The organism is Gordonia heveisoli, from assembly GCF_030315745.1.
Lineage (GTDB): Bacteria > Actinomycetota > Actinomycetes > Mycobacteriales > Mycobacteriaceae > Gordonia.
Genome location: NZ_JASXSH010000014.1, coordinates 26,389 through 48,656 on the forward strand (window position 1 = coordinate 26,389; position 22,268 = coordinate 48,656).

Here is a 22,268-nt window from a genome sequence, read left to right on the forward strand (position 1 = left end):
AAGGACCTGTCGTCCAGATGACTCTTCCGCCGTCATTGCAGCCGCTCGACGATCTCGAAACCGAGACCGAACCCGAACTGACCCGCATCTCGCTGCTCATCGGATCACGAACCCTCGACGTCGGCGTCCCAGCCAACGTCGACATCGCCGCGTTCATGCCCGACGTCCTGCGTCTGATCAACGATCAGATCATCAGCCGGGCCAGCCACAACGACGAGACGTTGGAGTTGTTCGACGTCGGCCCCGGACGCTGGACGCTCGCCCGGCTCGGGCAGCCCGCCGTCGACGACACCCGCTCGCTGGAGGAAGCGGGCTTCTACGAAGGCGACGTCCTGACCGTGCGACGCGTCGGCGAACACCCGCCGACCATGCTCTTCGACGACGTCGACGACGACGACGCCAACGACAAACGACGCCCGTCGGGGTCGACCGCCGAATGGAGTGCCCGCGGACGCCGTGTGGCCGCTTTCGGCGTCGCCGGAATCGCCACCCTCGGGCTACTCGCACTTCTCGTCTTCGGCGAGAAGCCGCCGTTGTACGTGCCCATCGTCGCCGCCATCGCCGCTGCGCTGCTGATCCTGTCGTCGGCCTACACTTCGCGCGCCCTCGACGACGAGACCGCCACCGGCGCTGCGGTCGCCTGCGCGTTGCCGTTGGTGTTCGCCGGATCGCTGCGCCTACTGCCCGACAGCTTCGGGTCGGTGACCCTGCCGATGGCATTCGGCATCACCGCCCTGGTGTCCTTCCTGGCCTTCCAGATCAGCGGCCGCAACCGCACCCTGCACGCACTGGTCCTGACGCTCACGTTCTTCCTCGGCGGTGCGTCGGTGTTCTGGAATCTGCTCGACATCACCGAACGGCAGCTCGGCGCGGTCCTCGCGGTGATCTCGGTGATCACCGTGTCCGTCGCTCCCCGGCTCACGATCCTGCTGGCGAAGCTGCCGGTGCCGCCGGTACCGACCGCCGGTGAACCCATCGATGACATCGACACGCGCGGGGAGCCAACCGTGCAGGGCGTCAACGCCGTCACCGCACGCTCGGTGCCGACCGCCGACGGTCTGAACGAACGCATCGCCCGGGCCAACGCCTACCTGACCGGCATCCTGGCCGGGGCGGCATTCAGCATCGTCGTCGGTGTGTACTTCTCCGTCGACACCAGCACCCGCGAGTTCTATTGGCAGGGCACCGTATTCGCGACCCTCGCGGCGGCCGTGCTGTGTCTGCGCGGCCGCACGCACCACGACCTGTACCAGTCGGCGACGATGGTCGGACTGGGGCTGATCGCGGCGATCGTCATCATCGTGAAATCGAGCCTGGAGCTCGACGACTGGATGTCCACCGGGTTCGTTCTCATCGTCATGGTCGGCGTACTGGCCTTCGCCACCGGCATCGTCGCACCACGATTCGAGTTCTCACCGATCACCCGACGCTATGTGGAGATCCTGGAATATGTCCTGATCGGGCTGATGCTGCCGTTCGCCGCGTGGATCATGAGCATCTACAGCTGGGCCCGCGGCCTCGACATCAACTTCTGACGCCGGTCACCCCCGCGAAAGCCGACCCCGACCGTCGGCTCAGAATCCCTGGTTCTGTGGTTTGGGCACCACCACGCCGTCCGGGTCACCACCGAAACCACCATGCGCGATCAACGCCGCCTCGGTGGACAGCGTAGGACCGGCCGGCAACAGACCGATGACGCTCCACGGCGCGAGCTGCGGGAGCATCTTGCTCCCGTCCGCGCTGCGAACACCCGAGGTGCCCAGCATGTCGGCGGTCGCCGGATTCGGGACAGCGAACCGCATCCCGGTGTCGGAGATGTAGAACAACCGGCCCGCGACCGCGCCCGCACCGGATGCCTGAACCCATTCTCCGGTACCCGGTGGCACATAGGTCGCATCGATCGAGGGACCGTCACCATCGGACGTCACCAGCACGCTCGGCTGCGCGTTGTCGGGGATCGGCAGGCGGTCACCCACCAGCATCTCGGTCTGCGGCTCCGACGACAGGCTGGGGCCGAACCAATGCGTACACAGCGTCGTCCCACTGCCCAACGTGTACTCGGGGATCTGGGCGGGGTAATTGCTCACATCGACCGGCAGACCGGATCCCACCGGCAGTGCGTTGAGGCTCGCCGGCGAGAGCTCCACCGCATCACCGAACAGTGCGGGGTTGCTGAAACGCACGATGTCGGCGGCGACATCGGACACCGGGCTCAACCGGTCAGCCAATACGACGTACTGGTGCGTGCCACTGGATTCGATGGTCTTGACGATCGATCCGATCGGCACGTCCCCCGGTATCGGCAACCGGGTCGGCTTACCGGCATTCGGAATCACCAACGGGGTGATCGGTGCGACCGGACGCAATGAACTGAGCAGACCCGGCGACATCCGGACAAACGACGAACCCGTCAGCTTCAGCGCGTTGGCCAGGATCGGGTTGCTCGGATCGATCAGGGCGCGTTTACCGTCGTAGACCAGGTAGAACCGACCGTCGGCGGCTGCGGCCACCGCGGCCGCATTCGGTGCGGCGACCCGGATGTCGGGGGTCAGACGCGGAACGTTCGACAGCACCACCGTCTGATCCTGGAACGGCGAGACGCTCTGGCCGGTGGCGATACTCGTGTCACACACCGTCCAGTCCGACCGGCTGAGGTCGTCGGCGCTATTGATGCGGGCCGGGGCGCCGATGATGCCGAGCGTCGGGCCGACGGTCTTGGACCGGATGTCCTTGTCCTTGACCCGGTGCGGGTTCTCGGGTTTGCCGGTGATCAGCCGCGCGGAGGTCAGGTTGAGCACCGGATGCATGACGTCGTTCACCCGGACGAACATCGCACCCGAGGAGTCCGACACCACGATGACCGAGTTGCCCAGGGCGGGCTGTGGTTTGAAAATCGCCAGCACGACACATGCGGCCACCACGAGCAGCGCCACCACGAATCCGACCAGCATGGACCGGACCTGGCTGCGCATCGGGTCGTGGATCATGCGGGAGTCGCGCCGCACCAACGCGTGCTCGAGCCTGCGGAGCAGGAATCGATAGCCGTTGACTTGCGCCTTAGTCGTCAACCGTGCCGGCATGACACCCCCATTCGATCATCCACACGGTAGATACACCGTGCTCCCCAATCGAGTCGTCAGGGTACCGTAGCCCGATGTAGAGGTCTGCCGACCGTCATGCGGCCGGTGGACGGGGGGAGGTAACGGTGTCAGGTATGCGTACGGCCAGTCGACCCGTCGACGATGCGCCACGGCTACAGGCCTCGTCGGAGATTCCACCGCGCCGCGTCGTACCCGCGTGGTGTGTCCTCGTACTGCAACTGATCGCAGTCGCAGCCGTGGTCGCGATCGTCACCACCGACATCATCTGGTGGATCCCCGTGATCATTGCCGTGCTCATCGGCGTCTGGTTCATCCCGATCGGTGGCCGCCCGGTGGCCCAGACCGTGCGTGAACAGGTGTCCTTCCGACTCAACAGGGATAAACGGCACGACGAGGCCCTGCAGACCTCCGAGCCGTTCGACATCTCCACTTCCAGCGGATCGCAGTTCGGCTTCCGCTGGGACGGTGATGCCCTGGTGTCGATGCTCGAGATCGCCGACAGCCCGGAGGCACTGACGGTGCTGCAGCCCGGAGCCACCGTCGACGCCGTCTACATCCCGGTGCAAGTACTCGCCGAGAGCCTGCACCAGTTCGACATCACCCTGGCCGCCATCGACCTGCACATCAGCGGCTCCCGGTCGCGGGGCGGCACCGAGATCGCCGCCGTCTACGACCATGTCCTCGGTCCGTTGCCTGCCATCGCACACCGATCGGTGTGGCTGACCATCCGGCTCGACCCGACCCTCTGTCCGGAGGCCATCAGCCGTCGCGGCGGCGGCTCCACCGGCATCCTCAAGACCGCCATCACGGGCAGCCGACGAGTGGCGAACCGGTTGCGCGAGCACGGCTTCGACGTGCGGTCACTGACCGCGGCGGAGATCAGCCGATCGATCGCACACCTGAGCGGCGGACTCGAGCTCACCAACATCGACGAATCGTGGGAGACCTGCAGCGCCGGTCAGATGTACCTGCGCAGTTACGGACTCGACCAGCCGATCCTGACATCGGCAGGCCTGGACCAGCTCTGGACCGTCCCGAGCCACGCCACCACGGTCAGCCTGTCGTTGCGCACGATGGAAGATCGCGACCTCGTCCAGGCGCACGGCATCGTCCGTTTCGACACCTTTGCGCGCGCCGCCGATGTCGACTTCCCCGGCCTGTCCCCCCTGCACGGACGACAGTTCGACGCCCTGATCGGGTCGCTGCCGCTCCCGCGGCCCGCCCGGGAGCGGCTCAACGAAAGCTACGGAACCACAAGCGATTTCGGCGAGCTACGCCTTCCCGCCGCAGGTTGCGGACAAGTGATCGGCGCCGACCGCCACGGACGCGCGGTGGCCCTGCCGGTCTTCGGCCCCACCATCTCACGGGTCGAGATCGCCGGCAGCCTCCACCTCACCCAGCAGCTGGTGCTGCGCGCGATCGCCCTGGGCGCGCGCGTGCTGGTCTACTCACGCAGGCCGGCCGAATGGCGCGAGATGGTGTCGATGGTAAACCGGAACAACCTGCTCTGGGTGGCCGAATTCAACCGCGGCACCATGCACGCCAGCGCTGCCGCCAACTATTCGGTGATGGTGTTCGACCAGACCTCCGAACGCCCGGTGAACAGCGGCGTGACCCGCTTCGTGGTCAATCCGATCGGCTCCGCGCTGTCCGAGGACGCCGATGTCACCCTCGCCCAGCTCGACCCCGAGTCCGACGAGGTGCGCGTCACCACGAGCAGCGGCACGGTCACCGTCGAGATGGTCGCCAGCGACGAGGAAATGCAGTACGTGGGATCGTCCTACGACGCGGACTGACCGGCGTTACGGCACACCCGTCCTGATCGGATGTGGGCACCCGGGCCCGCTCCGGCAGACACGAATTCATCCCAGATACACGAAATCGGGCGTCCAGCACCTGGGTGCTGGACGCCCGAAACGTCACTACGTGCGATCAGACGATGGAGAAGAGCTCCGACGCGTTGGCGTTGTCGAGAGCCTTCATACCGATGTTCTGATCGGTTGCGTGCTTGATCGTGTCATCGGTCTTGTTGAACATGTCCTCGAACTGCACCGAGATCTTCTTCTGCACCTCATTGAGAGCAGCCGCAGCCTGGCCGCCGTAGATCTCGTTGAGCGAGAGGAACATCTGCTCGATCTCGCCGCGGGCCGCGCGGGCCTTGGCGAGGTACGAGCCTGCGTCCGACAGGCCCGCGTCGATGGCGTTGTGATCGTATGTGATCTGTCCTTCAGCCATGATTCATATCCTTTCGAAAAGTGTTGTGATTGGTTACTGGTGGCCGTCGGCCTGGAGTGCCTTCTTGATGCCCGCCTCGGCGGCCTCGACGGTCCGGTCCAGCAACTGGATGATGTTGTTGTACTCTTCGTCGTTCACGTTGGTGGTTTCCAGGTGCGCGCTCGCCGAGCTGCCCTGCCACGAACCACTGGTCAGCGACTGCTGCGAGTCGCGAAGGTCGGTCAGAGCCTTCTTCGCGTCGTCGCGATGCGCCTGGACCTCGACAAGCTTCTTGGCCGCCTCGGCCGGAGAGACCTTGAACGACGATTCCTGAACATCTCCCATGTCATTTCCTCATTTCGTTGTTCGAGTTTCGGCCCCCAGCCGAAACCTCGGTACTTACTTCGGATTTCCAGTAGGTCATCTGCCGAACAATCGGCATCCATAGTCATCCCCCTTGACGCCGGTCACCACCTCTCCGGTAGCAGCGACATCAACTGTCCAATTGCCTGTGCGAGTCGATGGCCGGAACCACCCTTGACGCTGCACCACAACTGGTCGTCTGCGGAGATCGTCGGCACGGTGATCACGCTGCCGCGCGCGGAGTAGAACACCGCGACCACACCGTCGATCATCTGTGTCCGGTCGGATTCGGAATCGAGTGCCGAGACCCGGATCTCGGCGGCCGCCTCGTAATCGGCGAGCACCGAACTCATCGCGATCGCACTGCGATGGTCGGCGCCGAGTCCGTGCAGCTCATCGGCGAGCGGGGTAGCGGCGCGGAGACCGGCCAGCCGCTCGTCGATCTCGGCGATCGGGGCGCTGACCGAATCACACTGTGTTTCGACGGGTTTCGGCAGCAATCGACCGACCTCGGCGATCACCCGGTCTTCCAGATCGGTGTCGAAGGCGCGGAGCCGGACCGTCTCACCGCGTCGGGTGGCGACGACGTGGGCACGACCGACCCGCAGAATCGTCGCGCGCAGGAGGCCTTCGGCGGTGATCAGGCGAATCGACAACTCGCGCTCCGGTCGCCGCATCAAGCCCAGCACGTGTGCAAGATCCTGGTCGATCTCGCCGTCGACGATCAGATCCCGGTCGGCGAGAGCCTGCGCACAGGCATCGCGCGCCAGTTCCAGCTCGACGATCGTCGGCTGAGTAGGCCACAGCGCCAATGCTTCCGGCGTGGTGTCGATACCGAGCCGATCCACCAGGGTCAGCACCTCGTCGACGGTCAGCTCATGTTCCAGGTCGAGCGAGACGGTACTCATACGCGCGTACCCCGCTCCCCGAACACCGACGGCGACACCCAGTCCTCGGAGGAGGCCCGCTCCATCTGACGCGAATCCGGATCGAAGATCTCCTCGGGCGCCGACTGCCCGCCGGTACCGCTGAACGATCCGGTTTCCGGCCCCCAGCTCACACTGTCGACTGAGAAGGCGCCGAAGTTCGACGCTGCGGCAAACCCGCTACCCGCGGGCCGCGCCTCGCCGGCCTCCGTCAGCGATGCGGCGGGACGGTTCGACTCGAATTCCTTGTCGTCGTTGTTGCCACGCCCCATCGCACCCATCGGGCCACCCGGAGCGCCCGCCATGCCACCGCTGGTGGCGGATGCCGCGACCACGCGAGACGAACGCTGGTTGGTGTTGCCCGCGACAGTCATCGGGGTGGGCGCGGTGAGCGGTGTCGGGACCGCCCCCACACCACCCATACCACCGCCGGCACCGGCTCCGACGCCGGAACCGCCATTCGCCTTGTCGCCCTTGGCCATCTCGGCCTGCGACTTCGCGATATTGGGCGGCGGTGCGGCCGTCCACGGCTGCGCCAGTGGCGTCACCGTATGTTCGTAACTGGTCATGATCCCCACCGCGTTGGCGGTGGCGGCCTGGAGCGCGGCGTCACCGGCGCCCAAGGCGCCGATCATGAGTCCGTTCGGGAAGGCCTGCAGCGACTTGCCGACGGCCAACGCCTCTTGAAGTTTCACCGCTTCGGGAACCGACGGCATCGCGATGACCGCGACCGCGTGGCCGACCGCAGCGGCTTCGGCACGCTGAGCGTTGGTGGCAGCTTCGAGCGCCGCCTTGTCGAGCCACTTGCCGAAGGATTCGAGTTTCGCGCGTGCTTCCTGCGAACCCGAGGAGTCCCACGACTCGCCGAGCTTGTGGAGCAGCTTCCGATAGTCGGTCGCGATCTCGGCGAGTTCCTTCGCCACGGTCACCCAGTGATGCCCGGCCTCACCCATCGGACCGGCACCGGCGCCCGCGATCAACTGCTGAGCCAAAATCTTCAGGTCGCGCGAGGCCCAGACCACCCCCGTAAAGCCCACCTCGTCCCCTCCCGATCCTTCAGTCTCACGACAATCAGCTACGAGCTACATTCTGCGCCGGGGTCGCCGCCAACTCACCGCGACGACCATGAATGTCAGTCGTCAGACCGACTCTGCGCCGGCGCGCTTATCGGACTTCATGTGGAATCCCTTGTCGGTGTCGGCATTCTGGATGGCCGACGACACGGTGCTGACCGCACGCGAGATCTCGCGCAGTTCGACGACGCCCGCGTCCGCCGCGGTACGGAACGAGGTGTGCACCTCGTTCATCGTCTTGGCGGCACGCACCGACACCTCGTCGCTGCCGGCCGGCAGCGGGGTCAGAGCAGCCTCGTGGCTGGCCACCACCTTGTGCAGGCGGTCGGCGAGCGCGCCGAGCTGGCCGGCGACCTCGGAGATCTTGGCGGTGTCTGCGTTGATCGAGCTCATCGGAATCCTCCTGTTTGGTCTTCGATTGGTTAGTTGGTCGTGATGCTGTCGGTCAGATCCGCAGGTCGATATCCGGGCTGATGACCTGCTGGTTGTCGGTCTCGCCGATCACGGCCGGAGCGACGTCGGCGAATTCACCGACGATGTCATCGCCGCCTTGTGCGGTGTGCAAGAACGACGCCGCAGTGTGACCACTGCCTTCGCCCTTACCGGCGCCGGCGCCCGCGCCGCCCATCGGTGCGCCACCCATCGGCCCACCGCCCATCGGCCCACCGGCCACGCCTGCGGTAGCCACGCTTGCTCCCGACCGGCCGGCGCCGCTCGCTGGGTTGGCCGGCGCTCCGGAGATCTCGGCCCGCGCGGCCAGCGGCATCGCCGCAGCGGCGGAAATACCACCGCCGCCACCGCCACCACCGCCGCCGATCTTGCCACCACCGCCGCCGCCACCGGTGCGGCTACCGGACGGACTGGCGGCACCGCCGCCGCCCGGCGTGGGTGGCTTGCCGTCACCGGCAGCTTCTTTCTGCGCCTTCTGCATCGACTCGTTGAACTTGGCGCCAGCATCCGTGACAGCTTTCACGGTCTTCTGCCCGGTCTTGAACGCGGTACCGGCGAAACCCACACCGGTCTGAGCCAAACCGGTGCCAACCTGGACTGCGGCGGTGAGGAATTCGGTGGGCACCTGCGATGCGTTGGTGATATCGACCGGGGTGCCGTCGGCCGCGACCTTGGCGGTGTTGACCGCCATCTTGCCCTTGTGTAGGCCCATCACGACCATGGTCCGGCTGATCGCCTCGGTGGCCGCGGCGATCAGCACCGCCGGACCCGCTCCGGTGACCATCAGGCCCGCACCGGCGGCAGCCGCGGCCTGGAAGGTCGTCAGGATCTCCATCAATTCGGCCTCGGTGGTCGTGGTGTCGACCCCGGCCTCGGCGACGGTGCTCTTGATCTTGGTCGACTGCTGGGCGACATTGACGCCGTCCTTGCCCAGGCTGGTCGCCTGCTTGCCGGCGGCCTCGGCACTGTTGCCCGACCAACCCGACTTCATCGCGGAGATGACCGAGGTGAGCGATTGCCCGATCGAGGAGATCGCACTCGTGATGGTGCTGAGCATCTCGGTGGGGTCGAATGCCTCCGACAATCCGGTCCCGAGAGTGCCCAGGGCGTCGAGCAGCGGCTGCACCATGATGTCGGCGTTCAGCGACTCGAACAGGTTGCCGCCGTTGGGCAGACCTGGGATCTCGGGGAGTCCGGGGATCGGACCCGACGCCGGCATCCCGGGAGGCACAGGCAAACCCAACTGTCCGAGGATGTCGGCAGTAGGCGTGTTCAGGTAGTTCGCCAGCTGGTTTTCCACCGCATTGATGGCCGGACTCGGATCGAATCCGGGAAGTTGCGCCGCCAGACTCGAGACGGTCCCCTGTGAACTCGTCACCAGCGTCAGAGCGCGGCGACGGTATCGGAGATGTGCATGGTGGCGGATGTGCCCATCGATGACGCCGCAAGCATCGAGTGTCCGGCCGAGAGCAGGAACGACGAGGCCAGGTTGGCCGCTTGCGCCGGACCGTAGCCGAGCAGGAACTCGACTCCGATCGGGCCGACGGTCAGTGCCACCGCGGACAACATCGCCGCCGCGTCACCGCTAGCAGCGAGCGCGATCAGGTCTCCTGCGGACACATTCGCCGCCGAGAATGCCTCGATCACACCGGGCGTGATCGCCAAAACCCCAGTTGCTGACATGATTTGTGCTCCCCCCACGAATCGAAAGAACTTCCACCCGATTTAATCTGGGTCAAGTGAACCAACTGGTGGCTGCGCACGCAACCAGGAACGCGCAGTGTTCCGTTTCTCGAATGACAGCCATCACCAGTCGTGCAACCTGTCCTCAGGTCTATTTATCACCCGAAGGCGGGTCGGCCACCGGCGGAGCCATCTCCGCCACCGGCCGCTGTGGTGTGACGGTGGTGCCGTCCCACCGCTCCAGCGGCGCGTTCTGCTGCTGCCCCATCTGAGTGGTGAACTGCCTGACCAATTCGTTGCGGCGCGCCAGTGCGGCCCGCGCCGCGTGCTGGGCGGTCTCGACGATCAAGGTGGCTAGCGTCGTCGCGGAATGCTTGGTGATCCCCGGTGTCAGCCACAGGCCGGTCATCGCGCAGGTGCTGTCGACCTCGACGGTGACCGAGCGGTCCGGACTCGATGCCCTCACCTTGATCGAGTTGGTGTCGGACTGGAGCCCTTCGAGCAGGTCCCGTTGCTGCTCTATCCGAGCGAGGACCGAGTTCGCGAGTGTCTTCACACCGACCTCATCCAGCTACCCCGGGTGTTCTCTTCATCCTGGGCCCGCTCATTGAGCTCCTCGCAGTCGCGCAGGTCGGCCTCGGTCGGCAGGTTCGTGTACCGCATGACCTCGGGGGTGGTGCCCTTCTCGACGAGGTCCTTACGAATGTCGACCTGAGCCCGCATCGCCGCCAATTTCGCCAGCCGCAGGATCTCGTCGGCCAGCCGCTGCGGATCACCCTTGAGCTTCTGCGGATCGATACGCAGGGCGACCGGCACACCGAACGGGGTGGTCGCGACCGCGACCGCACCCGACCTCGATTGCGCGGTGTACGTCGTGGGTTGTGGCAGAGCCATGATTCTCCCCATTCATTAGCATGACTGCGACAACAGCCGTCGGTTCGCATCACGATACAGTCGGCAGAGGTCGTACACGGTGTCCGTCGCCGCTGGAAGGCCGAAGTTGCTTTGATTGGGGGATCCATGTCCGAACAGAATCACGGGGGCCCTGGCGCGCCCACGTGGCTGTCGGCGACCCCCGGCGATCCAGACCCGGACGGCGAGTCCACCGTCGACGATTCGGCCGGTTCACCCATCTTCGATGCGATGTGGATGCCGCTCGACAGCTCCGATCCAGTCGACACCTCCGACCCGACGATCGGAGACCCACGGCCGTCGTCGGACACCGAGGACTCTGCTCCCGAGGCCGCGACCCTCGCGGACGAGGCTCCCGCGAACAAGAAGCCCGTCGCCCCCGAAGACGACCCGTCCAGCCCCGACTTCAACCCCTTCGCCGCGATCCTCGGCAACTTCAGCACCGGCACCACCAGCACCACCACCACCGCCGCCGAGACCGACGACGCCGACAACCCCCTCCTCGCCGCCTTCGGCGCCGCACCAGCCACCACAAAGCCACACCCCGACGACGCATCCCAGGACGAGACTCTCCAGGCCGCGACCCCCGCGGACGAGGCTCCCGCGAACAAGAAATCCGTGGCCCCCGAAGACGACCCGTCCAGCCCCGACTTCAACCCCTTCGCCGCGATCCTCGGCAACTTCAGCACCGGCACCACCAGCAGCACCACCACCGCCGCCGAGACCGACGACGCCGACAACCCGCTCCTCGCCACCTTCGGCGCCGCACCCACCGTCACGAGCACCGACGACACCGACATCACCGACGACGACACGGACGTCGAGCAGGCCGTGCCCCCATCGACTGATGTGCCGGCCTTCGACGCCATGTGGACCCCGTTCGATGACGAACCAGCCGGGTCCGGGCAGTGGGAGGATTCGGCGGTCGGCGCGACCCACGCTGCGGCAGAAGATGTTTCGGAGCCAGTCGTACCGCACGATCCGGTCGACGCCGACGCCGACGACGACTTCGACGACATCGAGGCCCGGGCCGCCGCGCTGATGGCACGGTTGCGCGGCGGATCATCGCGCGCCGAGTCCGATCATCCGGAGTTCGTCATCCCGACGCTTTCCGACGAGCCCCTCGACACCGGCGAGGACGAGACCCTCGCGGCTGACGAGTTGGCCGACGTCGAGACGCCGTTCGCCATCGAGGAGCACGTCGTCGCCGACGAGGCGCTGGAGCGCGACGACACCATCGGGCCCGACGAGGCAGTCATCGACGACGTACCGGCCGCTGTCGACGACACCGATATCGACGCCACCGACGATCCGTCGCCTATCGACGACGTCGCTACCGGGACCGGTGAGCTCGACGACTCCGCTCCCGAGGACGACCTCACACCGTCGGCCGCCGAGTCCGACGCCGACGAGCAGTCGAGTGTCGCCGACGAGCAGTCGAGTGTCGCCGACGCGCAGCCGGGGGTCGCCGCCGGCTCGGCAGTCCCACCGGAGCCGACCGCGGCGGTTGCACTGCCCGACGTCGACGAATCGTGGGTGTCCGGGCGCCCCGACGCCGCCCCCTCGAGTACCGCCACCCCCTCGAGCACAGTTGCGCCGGACGACGCCGGGCCGCCCCGACGCAAGCGGCGCAGGCCTGCTCGCCCGCCGTGGCAGAACCAGCCCTTCCGGCCCGTCGCCGCAGACCCCGACGTGCCATCGGCGATCGATTCGCCCGGCTTCGGGTACATGCCGGCCGAGCCGTATTCGCCGGAATCCGCACCGATCGACGCGCAGTTCGACGCACCGGTCATCGACACCCTCAGCTACAGCTCGCCCCGGTTCGACCCGCCCGTCCTGGACACACCCAGATTCGAACCGCCGGTTGTCCAGGCACCGCGTTACGACCCACCGGCACCGACGCCACCCGTCGTCCCCGCACCCCCGGCACCGACGTCGGACCCGGACCCGACTGCACCCGAAACACCTTCGCAGGCACCGGACTTCAGCCTGCCGCGGTCGTATCGGCGAGCGGCCGGCCGCGTCACGCCGCCGACACCGGTCGAGTTCCCTACGGACACCCCCGCTCCCGTCGTGACGCCGGCACCCACACCGACCCCAAGCCCGACCGCCCCGGCCCAGCCACCTGCCGTCGAGCCGACCGCGGTGACACCCCCGGCCACCGGAACGCTGACCGACACCACCCCGGCGACCGAGGTCGTCGTCGTTGCGCCGTCGGCGACCACGGTCATCAGCGTGCCGCAGACCCCGGCCGCACCCACTCCCCCACCCGAGCAGGCCACCGCCTTGGTGAACCTGCCGCCGCGCGCCCCGGCGCCGGTACCGCAGCCGGCACCCGAGCCGGAGGCTCATCCCGTCGGCGGACAGCCGCTTGCGCCGGTGCACCACGCACCGGCGCAACCACCGGCACCGACACCCGGCCCGCCGCAACCGCCCGCACCCTATGGACAGGCGCCGCAGCAGCAGGCCCCGCAGCCGTACCTGCCACCGCAGGCCCCACAGCCGTACCCGCCACAGCACTATCCGCCACCGCCGCATTCGCCGTATCCAGCTGCCCCGCAGCCGTATTCACCGGAGCACGGATTCCAGCCACCGGCGCCCCGCCCGCAAGCCCAGCAACCCCAACCCAACGTCGCACCGCCGGCCGGACCGGGGAATCAGTATCGACCGCCGGTGCATCACCCGGCCGCCCCCGGGCGGGCCCCGCAGCCGTCCGCCGCGCCCCGACCGCCGCAGCCGCAGTTCAACCGCCAGCAACCGGTTGCGCCGCAGCCTGCCTTCCCGGCCCAACCTCCGGTGGCCCAACCACCGATGGCCCAACCACCGATGGCCCAACCACCGATGGCCCAGCCTCCGGCCGCGCGCCCCGATCCGCGGCAGGCCGGTCCCGCCGGCCCCCCGCCGTCCGGCGTCCGCGACCCGCGCCTCGCCGGTCCACCCGCGGGCGGACCGGGGTCCGGCATCGACGCCATGTGGCGACCGCCTGCCGTGCCGTCGCTCGACGACGCCCACCGACCCAACCCCAGAGGTCAAGCACCCCAGGGCGGTTGGCGCCGTGCGGTGCACGTGGCATCGTCGGGTCACCTCAACCCCGGGGAATCCCGTGGTGTGCGACGTCAGCAGGAACTCCTCGCCCGGATCCGGCAGCCACTGGCCGGCGACTTCCGCGTCGCGGTCCTGTCGATGAAGGGCGGCGTCGGCAAGACGACGACCACGATCAGCCTGGGCTCGGCCTTCGCGTCGATTCGCAGCGACCGCGTGATCGCCGTCGATGCCAATCCCGACCGCGGCACGCTGGCCGACCGCGTCCCCCGGCGAACCCACGCCACGGTGCGCAACCTGCTGGACATGGGCGACGTCCGGCATTACGCCGACGTCTCCAGCCTCACCTCGATGTCCCCCGACCGGTTGGAGGTGCTGGCGTCGGAACAGGATCCGGCGGCCGCGACCGCCTTCGACGAGGACGACTACCGCCGCACCATCGGAACGCTGCAACGGTTCTACAACATCATCCTGACCGACTGCGGCACCGGCATCAATCACTCGGCGATGGGTGGCGTGCTCGACCTCGCGCATGCCATCGTCCTGGTCACGACGCCGGCCATGGACGCCGCCCGCAGCGCGTCGGCCACCCTCGATTGGCTGAACCTGCACGGACATTCACGGTTGGCGCGCGAGGCACACGTGGTGATGAGTTCGTCGCGACCCTCCCCGTCGGGTCAGGTGAGTCCGGAGAAGATCATCGCCCACTTCGAGGCCCGCTGCCGGTCCATCCACCTCATCCCCTTCGACCAGCATCTGGCCGAAGGCTCGGCGGTGGACCTCAGCCAACTGAACAACCCCACCCGGCAGGCATACTTTGAACTCGCCGGCGCGGTCTCGGAGAGCTTCGGCCTCCTGCGCCGCGACAATCCCACCACGTATCGACGGACGGAAGCATGAACCAGAACACTCGTGACGCGCAACGGGTCTTCGACGCCGGCGTTCTCTCCCTTGGCATCCCGATCGACGGTCTGCAGACCGAGCGCGACCTCGCCTACGCGCAGAAGGCGTTCACCCGGGCGACCGAACGTGAACCGGACATGTGCGACGCCTGGCTGGGGCGGGCCGCCTGCGGCGAGTTCACCCCCGAGGTCCGCTACAACCTCTACCGGACGTCGACGACGACCCTGTTCCGGGAACAGCGACGCCTCGGCCTCTCCCCCCGCGCGCTGGCCGGCCGATTCCAGACCGGGCTCTACATCGACTACCCGCTGGCCAGTTTCACCGAGATCTGGCTCGCCTATGCCGCAGGCATGATCGAGGAAGGCGAGTTCGGCGAGGCCGAGACCACCCTCGACACCCTGGCGCGCTACCGCCCGAACATGCCCGAACGCGACCGCTTCTCCGACGAGATCTACGGCTACGTGCGCGGCATCCTGCACTTCACCACCCAGCGCTGGCCGGATGTGCTGACGGCACTGGACAAGTCGGCCGGTTTCACCGACGACTACATCCGCTGCGGGGCGAACCTGATGGTCGGTTCGGCGTGTGCACAACTGGGCCTGTTCGGGGAAGGCATCCGCCGCCTCGAAGCCGCCGCCGAAGGCCCGATTCCGGCGGCCAAGACCGACGCCGACTTCTGCCGCGGTCTGACACTGCGCGAGATGGGCCGTGAAGAGGACGCCCGCGCGATCTTCGAGCGCCTGTACTCCGAGCAGCCGGGCTTCGAGGCCAACGCGATGGCCCTCAACGATCCGAAGTACCGCTTGGTCATCACCGACAAGGAGACGATCGAGTCGCGCACCGACAAGTGGGATCCGGAGTCGATACCCGACCCGAAGCTCGCACAGAGCGCCGACGAGGAAGAACGCAACGCCAAACTCCTGGAACATGCGCAGGAGCAGATGGCCCGGCAGGTCGGACTCGGCGAGGTCAAGACCCAGGTGGCCAAGCTGCAGTCGTCGGCCAAACTCGCCAAGGTCCGCGCCGAGAAGGGTCTCACCACCACCTCGCGCAGCAACCATCTCGCCTTCACCGGCCCACCCGGAACCGGTAAGACGACGATTGCCCGGATCATCGCCGAGATCTACTGCGGCCTGGGCCTGTTGAAAACCCCGACCGTCGTCGAGGCCAAACGTGAGGATTTCGTCGGCCAGCACCTGGGCAGCACGGCGATCAAGACCTCGGCGCTGATCGACAGCGCGATGGATGGTGTCCTGTTCATCGACGAGGCGTACACCCTGATGCAGACCGGACTGTCCGGCGGTGACGCATTCGGCCGTGAAGCCGTCGACACACTGCTCGCCCGGATGGAGAACGACCGCGATCGGCTCGTCGTCATCATCGCAGGCTACGACGGTGAGATCGACCGGTTCCTGGAGTCCAACGACGGTCTGGCCTCACGCTTCGCCAAGCGGATCCGCTTCCCCTCCTACACCCCGGCCGAACTGGGCGAGATCGCCGAGGTCATCGCCCGGGCCCGCGACTCGGTACTGACCCCCGACGCATTGACCGCTCTGGTCGGCGCATGCGAGCCGCTGTTCGCAACGGAATCGATCGACCAGTCCGGACTGCCACGCCGCAACATCGATCGCGCGGGCAACGGTCGCTTCGTGCGCAACGTCATCGAGGCCGCCGAGGAGGAGCGCGAGTTCCGGTTGTCGGAGGATCTCGACATCGATTTCGAGAGCCTCGACCACGATGTGCTGATGCGGATCGAACCGGACGACATGGCCAAGGCGATCACCACTGTGCTGGGCAACCTGGGATTCGACAGTCCCGCCGCACTGTCCGGTCAGGCAGAACCTGCCTCCGGGGCCACGCCGGCCAACTGGGCATGATGAACTCCGGCGTCGGCGCCTGCGGCACCGACCGACCGGGTGGGCACGACGAGATGGGGATGCTGTGACGGGGATGGGGGAACTTCGGCAGACGGTGGTGGTAACCGCCGCGCCGCGGGCCTTTCGGGTATCGGTCTTCGGTGGCCGAACCCAGTTGGACATCGAGTTGCCATCCGACGTACCGGTCGCCGATATCGTCCCTGAGCTCGCCGAACTCATCAGCTCCCGCGACATCAAGTCGGAGGAAGCCACCGAGGCACTGCAAGATCGGCGCGACCGGTGGGTGCTGACGCGACTGGACACCGACGAGGAGATCCCCGCCGACCGCACCCTCGCCGAGGCGGGCTCACACGACGGTGACCTGCTCAGCCTGACCACCGAACGCGCGTTGAACCCGCCCGAGCTGTTCGACGACGTCGTCGACGCAGTCGCGCGGCTCAACCGTGAGGGATTCGCGGTCTGGGGTGTCTCGGCGGCCCGCCGGATGGCGTTCTTCGGCCTGGCCCTGGCGGTCGGGGTCATCGACCTGTTCCTCCTGCGCCCCGGCGACCTCGATGAACGCACCATGCTCGGCTATCAGACGGTCGGCGTCATCATCGCGCTCATCGTCGCGGCCGCCACGGCGCAGCGTTTCTACGACGAGACCAGCGTCGCGACCGCCCTGGGCTGGGCGACGCTGCCCCTGGTCTTCGGTGCGACGACGGTCTTCTCCCATCACCTGCCCGATTCGGCGCAGCGATGGTCACCGGTCATCGCATGCGCCGCGGTCATGATCGCGGCATGCGCGGTCTGGGCGCTGTTGCGGGTCGGACGAATCGGATTTCTCAGCTCCGCAATCGCCTTCGCGTTCTTCACCGCCGCCGCCGCCGCGCACGTCGGATTCCACTGGACCGGACAGATCACCGGGCCCATCCTGGCCGCGGCGGGCACGATCCTCGCCGTCAACGTGAGCGCGCTGACCGCCTGGCTGCGGCGTCATACCGTCGGGACCAACCCGGACGCGCCGGTCGATCCCACACCGGAATCGACCGAACTCTTCGTCAACCCCTTCGACCACACGGCACCGCGCGAGCAACAGCGCCGCGCCGCCAGCCAGGCCAGCGCCCGGGTTCCGTCCGCACAGGATGTCGCGGCCGCCGTCGCGCGCATCCGAGACACCCGAACCGCCCTGTTCCTGGCCGCCGCGGCGATCGCGATCGTCGGCGCCACGGTCGCGGTCGGCGACGCGGCGGACACACCGTGGTCGGTGATCACCGCCAATGCGGTGGTGGCGATCGCGATGGCGCTGCACAGCACCCGGCGGCTACCGCTCGCACCGTCGGCGATCTTGTTGCTGGCCGGCATCGCCATCGTGGTGCTCACCTGCGTCTCCCTGCGGACCGGCCCCACCGCGATGTACGACGTCGCCGCCGGCGTTCTGCTCGTTCTGGTCGTCGTCGGCGTGATCGCCGGTGTCCTGGCCCCCCGTCCGGCGCCGACCACCTCGCTGCCCGCGGTCTTCGACTACCTCGAGTACGTTGCGGTGCTCGCCGTACTGCCCACCATGGCGTGGGCGGTCGGCCTCTACTCCCTGGCCGGTCGAGGATGACCCGACGCCGCCGGGTCCCCGGACTCACGACAGCGGTCGCCTTCGTCGCGACCGTCGGCGTCCTGGTGACCGGTACCGGCCCGGCCGCCGCCGTCGGACTCACCCCACCGACGATCGCGGCCGGCGGCGCCCCGAGTGGACCCACGGGTCCCACCGAGAAGACCAAACGCGCCACCCTGTGTGTCGAACCCAGACTCGCGCCGGGCACCGATCTCGCCCGTGTCGACCCCACCGGCCACGCCATCGACTTCCGCGCGGCATGGCCGTTCAGCACCGGTAAGGGCCAGGTCGTCGCGGTCATCGACACCGGAGTCAGCCCGCACCCACGGTTGCGAGGCAGGTTGCGCGGCGGCGGCGACTTCGTGGTGGCCGGCGGCAGCGGCCTCGACGACTGCGACGCGCACGGCACCCTGGTCGCCGGGCTGATCGCCGCCCGACCGTCAGTCACCGACGGTTTCAGCGGTATCGCACCAGACGCCACCATCCTGTCCATCCGGCAGAACACCACGACATATGTCGCCGACACCCGCGGCGGGGGCAACGGTGCCAGCGACTTCGCCCCCAAGGGATACGGCAGCACGACAACCCTCGCCTACGCCATCACCAGTGCGGTACGCCAGGGCGCGACGGTCATCAACATCTCGGCCGCCTCCTGCGGGACCTCGTCGTCGAAGGTCGAGGACGAACTCGTCGGGCGCGCGGTCCGCGCGGCCTATCGCGCCAACGTCGTTGTCGTGGTCGCCGCGGGCAACGTCGACGAGAAGGGCGGCTGCCGCCAGAACCCGGCGCTCGACCCGAATCTGCCGCGCGAGAGCAGCTGGCCCAAGCTGACCACCTATGCCAGCCCGGCATGGTTCTCCGACTATGTTCTCGCCGTCGGGTCGCTGAGCGTCGACGCGGACCCGCTCGACTCGTCGCTGCGCGGTCCGTGGGTGTCGGTCGCCGCTCCGGGCGAGAACATGGTCTCGCTGAACAACGCGACCACCGGGCTGACCAACGAGCAGCCCGGCGACGGGCAGACCCCGTGGACTGCGTTCAACGGGACCAGCTTCGCCGCCGCGATCGTTTCCGGCACGGTCGCGCTGATCCGCGCACGCTATCCGCGGATGACCGCACGCGAGGTGATGGACGTCGTCAAACGCACCGCTCACACCTCCGGCCGCGGTCCCGATCTGGAGACCGGGTACGGCATCATCGACCCCGTGGCCGCCCTGGCCCTCGATCCCGCACGACCTGTTCCGGCGCCGACCGCCCGGGAGATCGCCGGTCCGGCGGTACCCGATCCCGCCGAGCATCGCGCCCGCGACATCGCCCTGATCGTGGGCGGGATCAGCGTCTTCCTGATCGCCGCGGCTTGGGCATTGTTCACCCCGCTCCGCCGACGCCGCGACACCGCGACCGACTACCGCGACATCGACGAGGATTCGTAGCCGTCGCCGACAGCCGACCGGCAGGGGCGAAACGCAGTGGTCGGGGCCACAACTCTAGAATCGAGAACCATGAGCGATGCCACCACCCCGATCACCCTGCCCGCCGAGCTGTTGCCGGCCGACGGTCGCTTCGGTTGCGGCCCATCGAAGGTCCGCCCCGAGCAGCTGCAGTCCCTGGTGGACGCCGGCGCCTCGGTGTTCGGCACCAGCCACCGGCAGGCGCCGGTCAAGAACGTCGTCGGCTCGATCCGTGCCGGCCTTGCCGATCTCTTCTCGCTGCCCGAGGGCTATGAGGTCGTACTGTCCAACGGCGGCACCACCGCATTCTGGGATGCGGCCGCCTTCGGCCTGATCCAGCGGCGTTCGCTGCACCTGACCTACGGCGAGTTCTCCTCGAAGTTCGCCACCGTCGCCAAGAAGGCGCCGTTCCTGGATTCGCCCGCGGTCATCTCCACCGACGCGGGTACCGCTCCCGACCCCGCCGCGCTGACGGCCGAGGACTTCGGCGGTGTCGACCTGATCGGGTGGGCGCACAACGAGACCTCGACCGGCGTCGCCGTGCCGGTGGTGCGGCCCGCGGGCGCCGACGACGCGCTGATCGCCATCGACGCGACCTCGGGTGCCGGTGGTCTGCCGGTCAACGTCGCCGACGCGGACGTCTACTACTTCGCGCCGCAGAAGTGCTTCGCCTCCGATGGCGGACTGTGGGTCGCGTTGATGAGCCCGGCCGCGCTGGAGCGGATCGCCAAGATCGCCGAGAGCGATCGCTGGTGCCCCGAGTTCCTGTCGCTGCCCACCGCGGTGGACAACAGCTCGAAGAACCAGACCTACAACACCCCGGCCGTCGGGTCGCTGCTGCTGTTCGCCAACCAGATCGAGTGGATGAACAACAACGGCGGCCTGGACTGGTGCACCGCGCGTACCGCCGACTCCAGCTCGCGGCTGTACTCGTGGGCGCAGGCCAGCGAGTTCGCCACCCCGTTCGTCGCCGAGCCTGCGAACCGCAGCCAGGTGGTCGGCACCATCGACTTCAACGACGATGTGGACGCCGCGGCGGTCGCCAAGACCTTGCGCGCCAACGGCGTGGTCGACACCGAGCCCTACCGCAAGCTGGGTCGCAACCAGCTGCGGATCGGTATGTTCCCGGCCATCGACCCCGAGGACGTCACCAAGCTGACACAGTGCGTCGACTACATCGTCGAACGCCTCTGACGTCGAACGCCTCTGACGTCGCACGCCTCTGACGTCGCACGATGGACAGATCCTGAACTCCCGGATGCCCCCGCGCATCCGGGAGTTCTGTCTTTCGCAGGGCACTCCGGGCGACCTGTGTCGCTGGCGTACCGTGGACAACAGTGACCACTTCAACCACGGCAGCCGTTCGTACCCACAGCGGCCACAATAGTGCTGAACTGCGGTTTTGCCGCGTGTCCAGCACCGAAACCGCCGATCGCTGGTTTAGTGTGACGCAAGTACACCCGCACTCAACGCCAGGAGGAGCAGATGCGTGAGCTCCGCGTCGTCGGGGTGGAATCCGACGGCACCCATGTCATCTGCCAGGATCCAGAGTCGGGTGAGAAATTCCGGATCGCCTCCGACGAACGTCTGCGCGCCGCAGCCCGCGGCGACATCTCACGACTGGGACAGATCGAGATCGAGATGGAATCTGCACTGAGGCCACGAGAGATCCAGCAACGTATCCGGGCGGGCGCGACCATCGACGAGGTGGCGGCACTCGCAGGGGTTTCGACCGACAAGATCGAACGCTTCGCGCATCCGGTCCTCCTCGAACGCAATCGGGCCGCCGAACTGGCCGCCCACGCCCATCCCATCCGCCACGACGGCCCGGCGGTCGCCACCCTGGAGGAGTCGGTGGCGGAGGCCTTCGTCGCCTACGGAGTCAACCCCAACGAGGCCAACTGGGACGCCTGGAAGGGCGACGACGGCTACTGGGTCGTCCAGATCACCTGGCTGATGGGCCACACCGAGAACTCGGCGCACTGGCGATTCCAGCCCGGTTCCCACGGCGGTACCGTCGATCCCCTCGACGACGTCGCCGACGAACTGACTCACCCTGAATGGATTCAGCCGCGACGACGCCTCACCCCGGTCGCCACCCCCGATCTCACGCCGATCGTCGACGTCACCACCGACGGCCGCGAAGAGGTGACCATCGACGCCAACTCGATCATCGGCGCGCAACGCGCCCGCAACGAGAAGCGCAAGCGTCTGCCCGACGTCGACGACCACGGCACCGTCGCCTTCGACTTCGATTCGCTGATGGGTGACTCGCTGATGGGTGACTCCGAGCCCACGCCCCCGGTATCGCATACCCCTAAACCTGAACCTCAAGCGGAGCCGATTCCCGCACCGGCGCCCGCCGACAACGTGACCCACCTCGGGGCGCGTCAGCGTCCGGCTCCGATCGAACTCCGCCCGCAGCGGCAGCCCGACGGCGCAGCGCCGAGGACGCCACCGGCGGTCGACGCCCCGGCCGCGGAGACCCCAAACACCGACACCCCCGACACCCCGGACACCGACGCCACGGCAGCCGACACTGCCCACGACGAACCGTCACCCGCGCCAGACCATCAGAACGCCGACCATCAGAACGCCGAGAAGGCACGGCGCCGCAAGTCCCGTAAGCCGGCCGTCCCCGCCTGGGAGGACGTGCTGCTCGGGGTGCGCAGCAACGGGAACAGCTGA

At 67.7% G+C, this 22,268-nt stretch carries 18 protein-coding genes; 8 read left to right on the forward strand and 10 right to left on the reverse strand.

Annotated features, from left to right (window positions below):
* Positions 1-17 precede the first annotated feature (17 nt).
* Complete coding sequence (gene eccD, locus QSJ18_RS13435; protein WP_286327020.1) at positions 18-1,535, forward strand: type VII secretion integral membrane protein EccD; 1,518 nt, start codon at positions 18-20, stop codon at positions 1,533-1,535.
* A 39-nt stretch (positions 1,536-1,574) separates the two neighbouring features.
* Here eccD (QSJ18_RS13435) and eccB read toward each other — a convergent pair whose 3' ends face one another.
* Entirely contained in the window at positions 1,575-3,080 is a 1,506-nt protein-coding gene (eccB, locus tag QSJ18_RS13440) for a type VII secretion protein EccB (RefSeq protein ID WP_286327021.1), read from the reverse strand.
* A gap of 134 nt (positions 3,081-3,214) precedes the next feature.
* Here eccB and eccE point away from each other — a divergent pair, with 134 nt between their 5' ends.
* A complete protein-coding gene (gene eccE / locus QSJ18_RS13445; protein WP_286327023.1) occupies positions 3,215-4,897 on the forward strand; it encodes a type VII secretion protein EccE in 1,683 nt (560 codons plus the stop codon).
* Positions 4,898-5,033: 136 nt separating this feature from the next.
* On the opposite strand, the gene QSJ18_RS13450 is transcribed toward eccE, so the two are convergent.
* The 9 genes from QSJ18_RS13450 to QSJ18_RS13490 form a co-directional block, all read right to left on the reverse strand.
* A complete protein-coding gene (locus QSJ18_RS13450) occupies positions 5,034-5,336 on the reverse strand; it encodes a hypothetical protein (RefSeq protein ID WP_286327024.1) in 303 nt (100 codons plus the stop codon).
* A gap of 33 nt (positions 5,337-5,369) precedes the next feature.
* Positions 5,370-5,660: a WXG100 family type VII secretion target gene (locus QSJ18_RS13455; protein ID WP_286327026.1), complete on the reverse strand. Its 291-nt coding sequence runs from the start codon at positions 5,658-5,660 to the stop codon at positions 5,370-5,372.
* A gap of 122 nt (positions 5,661-5,782) precedes the next feature.
* Positions 5,783-6,586, reverse strand: a complete 804-nt coding sequence (locus QSJ18_RS13460; protein ID WP_286327027.1) for an ESX secretion-associated protein EspG — start codon at positions 6,584-6,586, stop codon at positions 5,783-5,785.
* Positions 6,583-7,626: a PPE domain-containing protein gene (locus QSJ18_RS13465; protein WP_286327028.1), complete on the reverse strand. Its 1,044-nt coding sequence runs from the start codon at positions 7,624-7,626 to the stop codon at positions 6,583-6,585. The genes QSJ18_RS13460 and QSJ18_RS13465 overlap by 4 nt, the downstream gene beginning before the upstream one ends.
* Positions 7,627-7,743: 117 nt before the next feature.
* On the reverse strand, positions 7,744-8,070 hold the full coding sequence (locus QSJ18_RS13470; protein ID WP_286327029.1) for a PE family protein: 327 nt from the start codon (positions 8,068-8,070) through the stop codon (positions 7,744-7,746).
* 52 nt (positions 8,071-8,122) lie between these two features.
* Entirely contained in the window at positions 8,123-9,505 is a 1,383-nt protein-coding gene (locus tag QSJ18_RS13475; RefSeq protein ID WP_286327030.1) for a hypothetical protein, read from the reverse strand.
* 5 nt (positions 9,506-9,510) lie between these two features.
* Complete coding sequence (locus QSJ18_RS13480; RefSeq protein ID WP_286327031.1) at positions 9,511-9,810, reverse strand: hypothetical protein; 300 nt, start codon at positions 9,808-9,810, stop codon at positions 9,511-9,513.
* A gap of 151 nt (positions 9,811-9,961) precedes the next feature.
* The gene (locus QSJ18_RS13485) at positions 9,962-10,366 is read right to left on the reverse strand and encodes a YbaB/EbfC family nucleoid-associated protein (protein WP_286327032.1); all 405 of its coding nucleotides are present in this window, start codon (positions 10,364-10,366) and stop codon (positions 9,962-9,964) included.
* On the reverse strand, positions 10,363-10,704 hold the full coding sequence (locus QSJ18_RS13490; protein WP_286327033.1) for a DUF2694 domain-containing protein: 342 nt from the start codon (positions 10,702-10,704) through the stop codon (positions 10,363-10,365). The genes QSJ18_RS13485 and QSJ18_RS13490 overlap by 4 nt, the downstream gene beginning before the upstream one ends.
* A gap of 126 nt (positions 10,705-10,830) precedes the next feature.
* Here QSJ18_RS13490 and QSJ18_RS13495 point away from each other — a divergent pair, with 126 nt between their 5' ends.
* From QSJ18_RS13495 to sepH, 6 genes are all read left to right on the forward strand, one after another.
* On the forward strand, positions 10,831-14,664 hold the full coding sequence (locus QSJ18_RS13495; protein WP_286327034.1) for a nucleotide-binding protein: 3,834 nt from the start codon (positions 10,831-10,833) through the stop codon (positions 14,662-14,664).
* On the forward strand, positions 14,661-16,544 hold the full coding sequence (eccA, locus tag QSJ18_RS13500) for a type VII secretion AAA-ATPase EccA (protein WP_286327035.1): 1,884 nt from the start codon (positions 14,661-14,663) through the stop codon (positions 16,542-16,544). The genes QSJ18_RS13495 and eccA overlap by 4 nt, the downstream gene beginning before the upstream one ends.
* A 73-nt stretch (positions 16,545-16,617) precedes the next feature.
* Positions 16,618-18,132 (forward strand): type VII secretion integral membrane protein EccD, encoded by a 1,515-nt coding sequence (gene eccD / locus QSJ18_RS13505; protein WP_286327036.1) that lies wholly within the window; start codon positions 16,618-16,620, stop codon positions 18,130-18,132.
* Entirely contained in the window at positions 18,129-19,562 is a 1,434-nt protein-coding gene (mycP, locus tag QSJ18_RS13510; RefSeq protein ID WP_286327037.1) for a type VII secretion-associated serine protease mycosin, read from the forward strand. Before eccD (QSJ18_RS13505) ends, mycP begins: the two co-directional genes overlap by 4 nt.
* A gap of 69 nt (positions 19,563-19,631) precedes the next feature.
* Positions 19,632-20,774 (forward strand): phosphoserine transaminase, encoded by a 1,143-nt coding sequence (gene serC, locus QSJ18_RS13515; RefSeq protein WP_286327038.1) that lies wholly within the window; start codon positions 19,632-19,634, stop codon positions 20,772-20,774.
* Positions 20,775-21,065: 291 nt separating this feature from the next.
* On the forward strand, positions 21,066-22,268 hold the full coding sequence (gene sepH, locus QSJ18_RS13520) for a septation protein SepH (protein ID WP_286327039.1): 1,203 nt from the start codon (positions 21,066-21,068) through the stop codon (positions 22,266-22,268).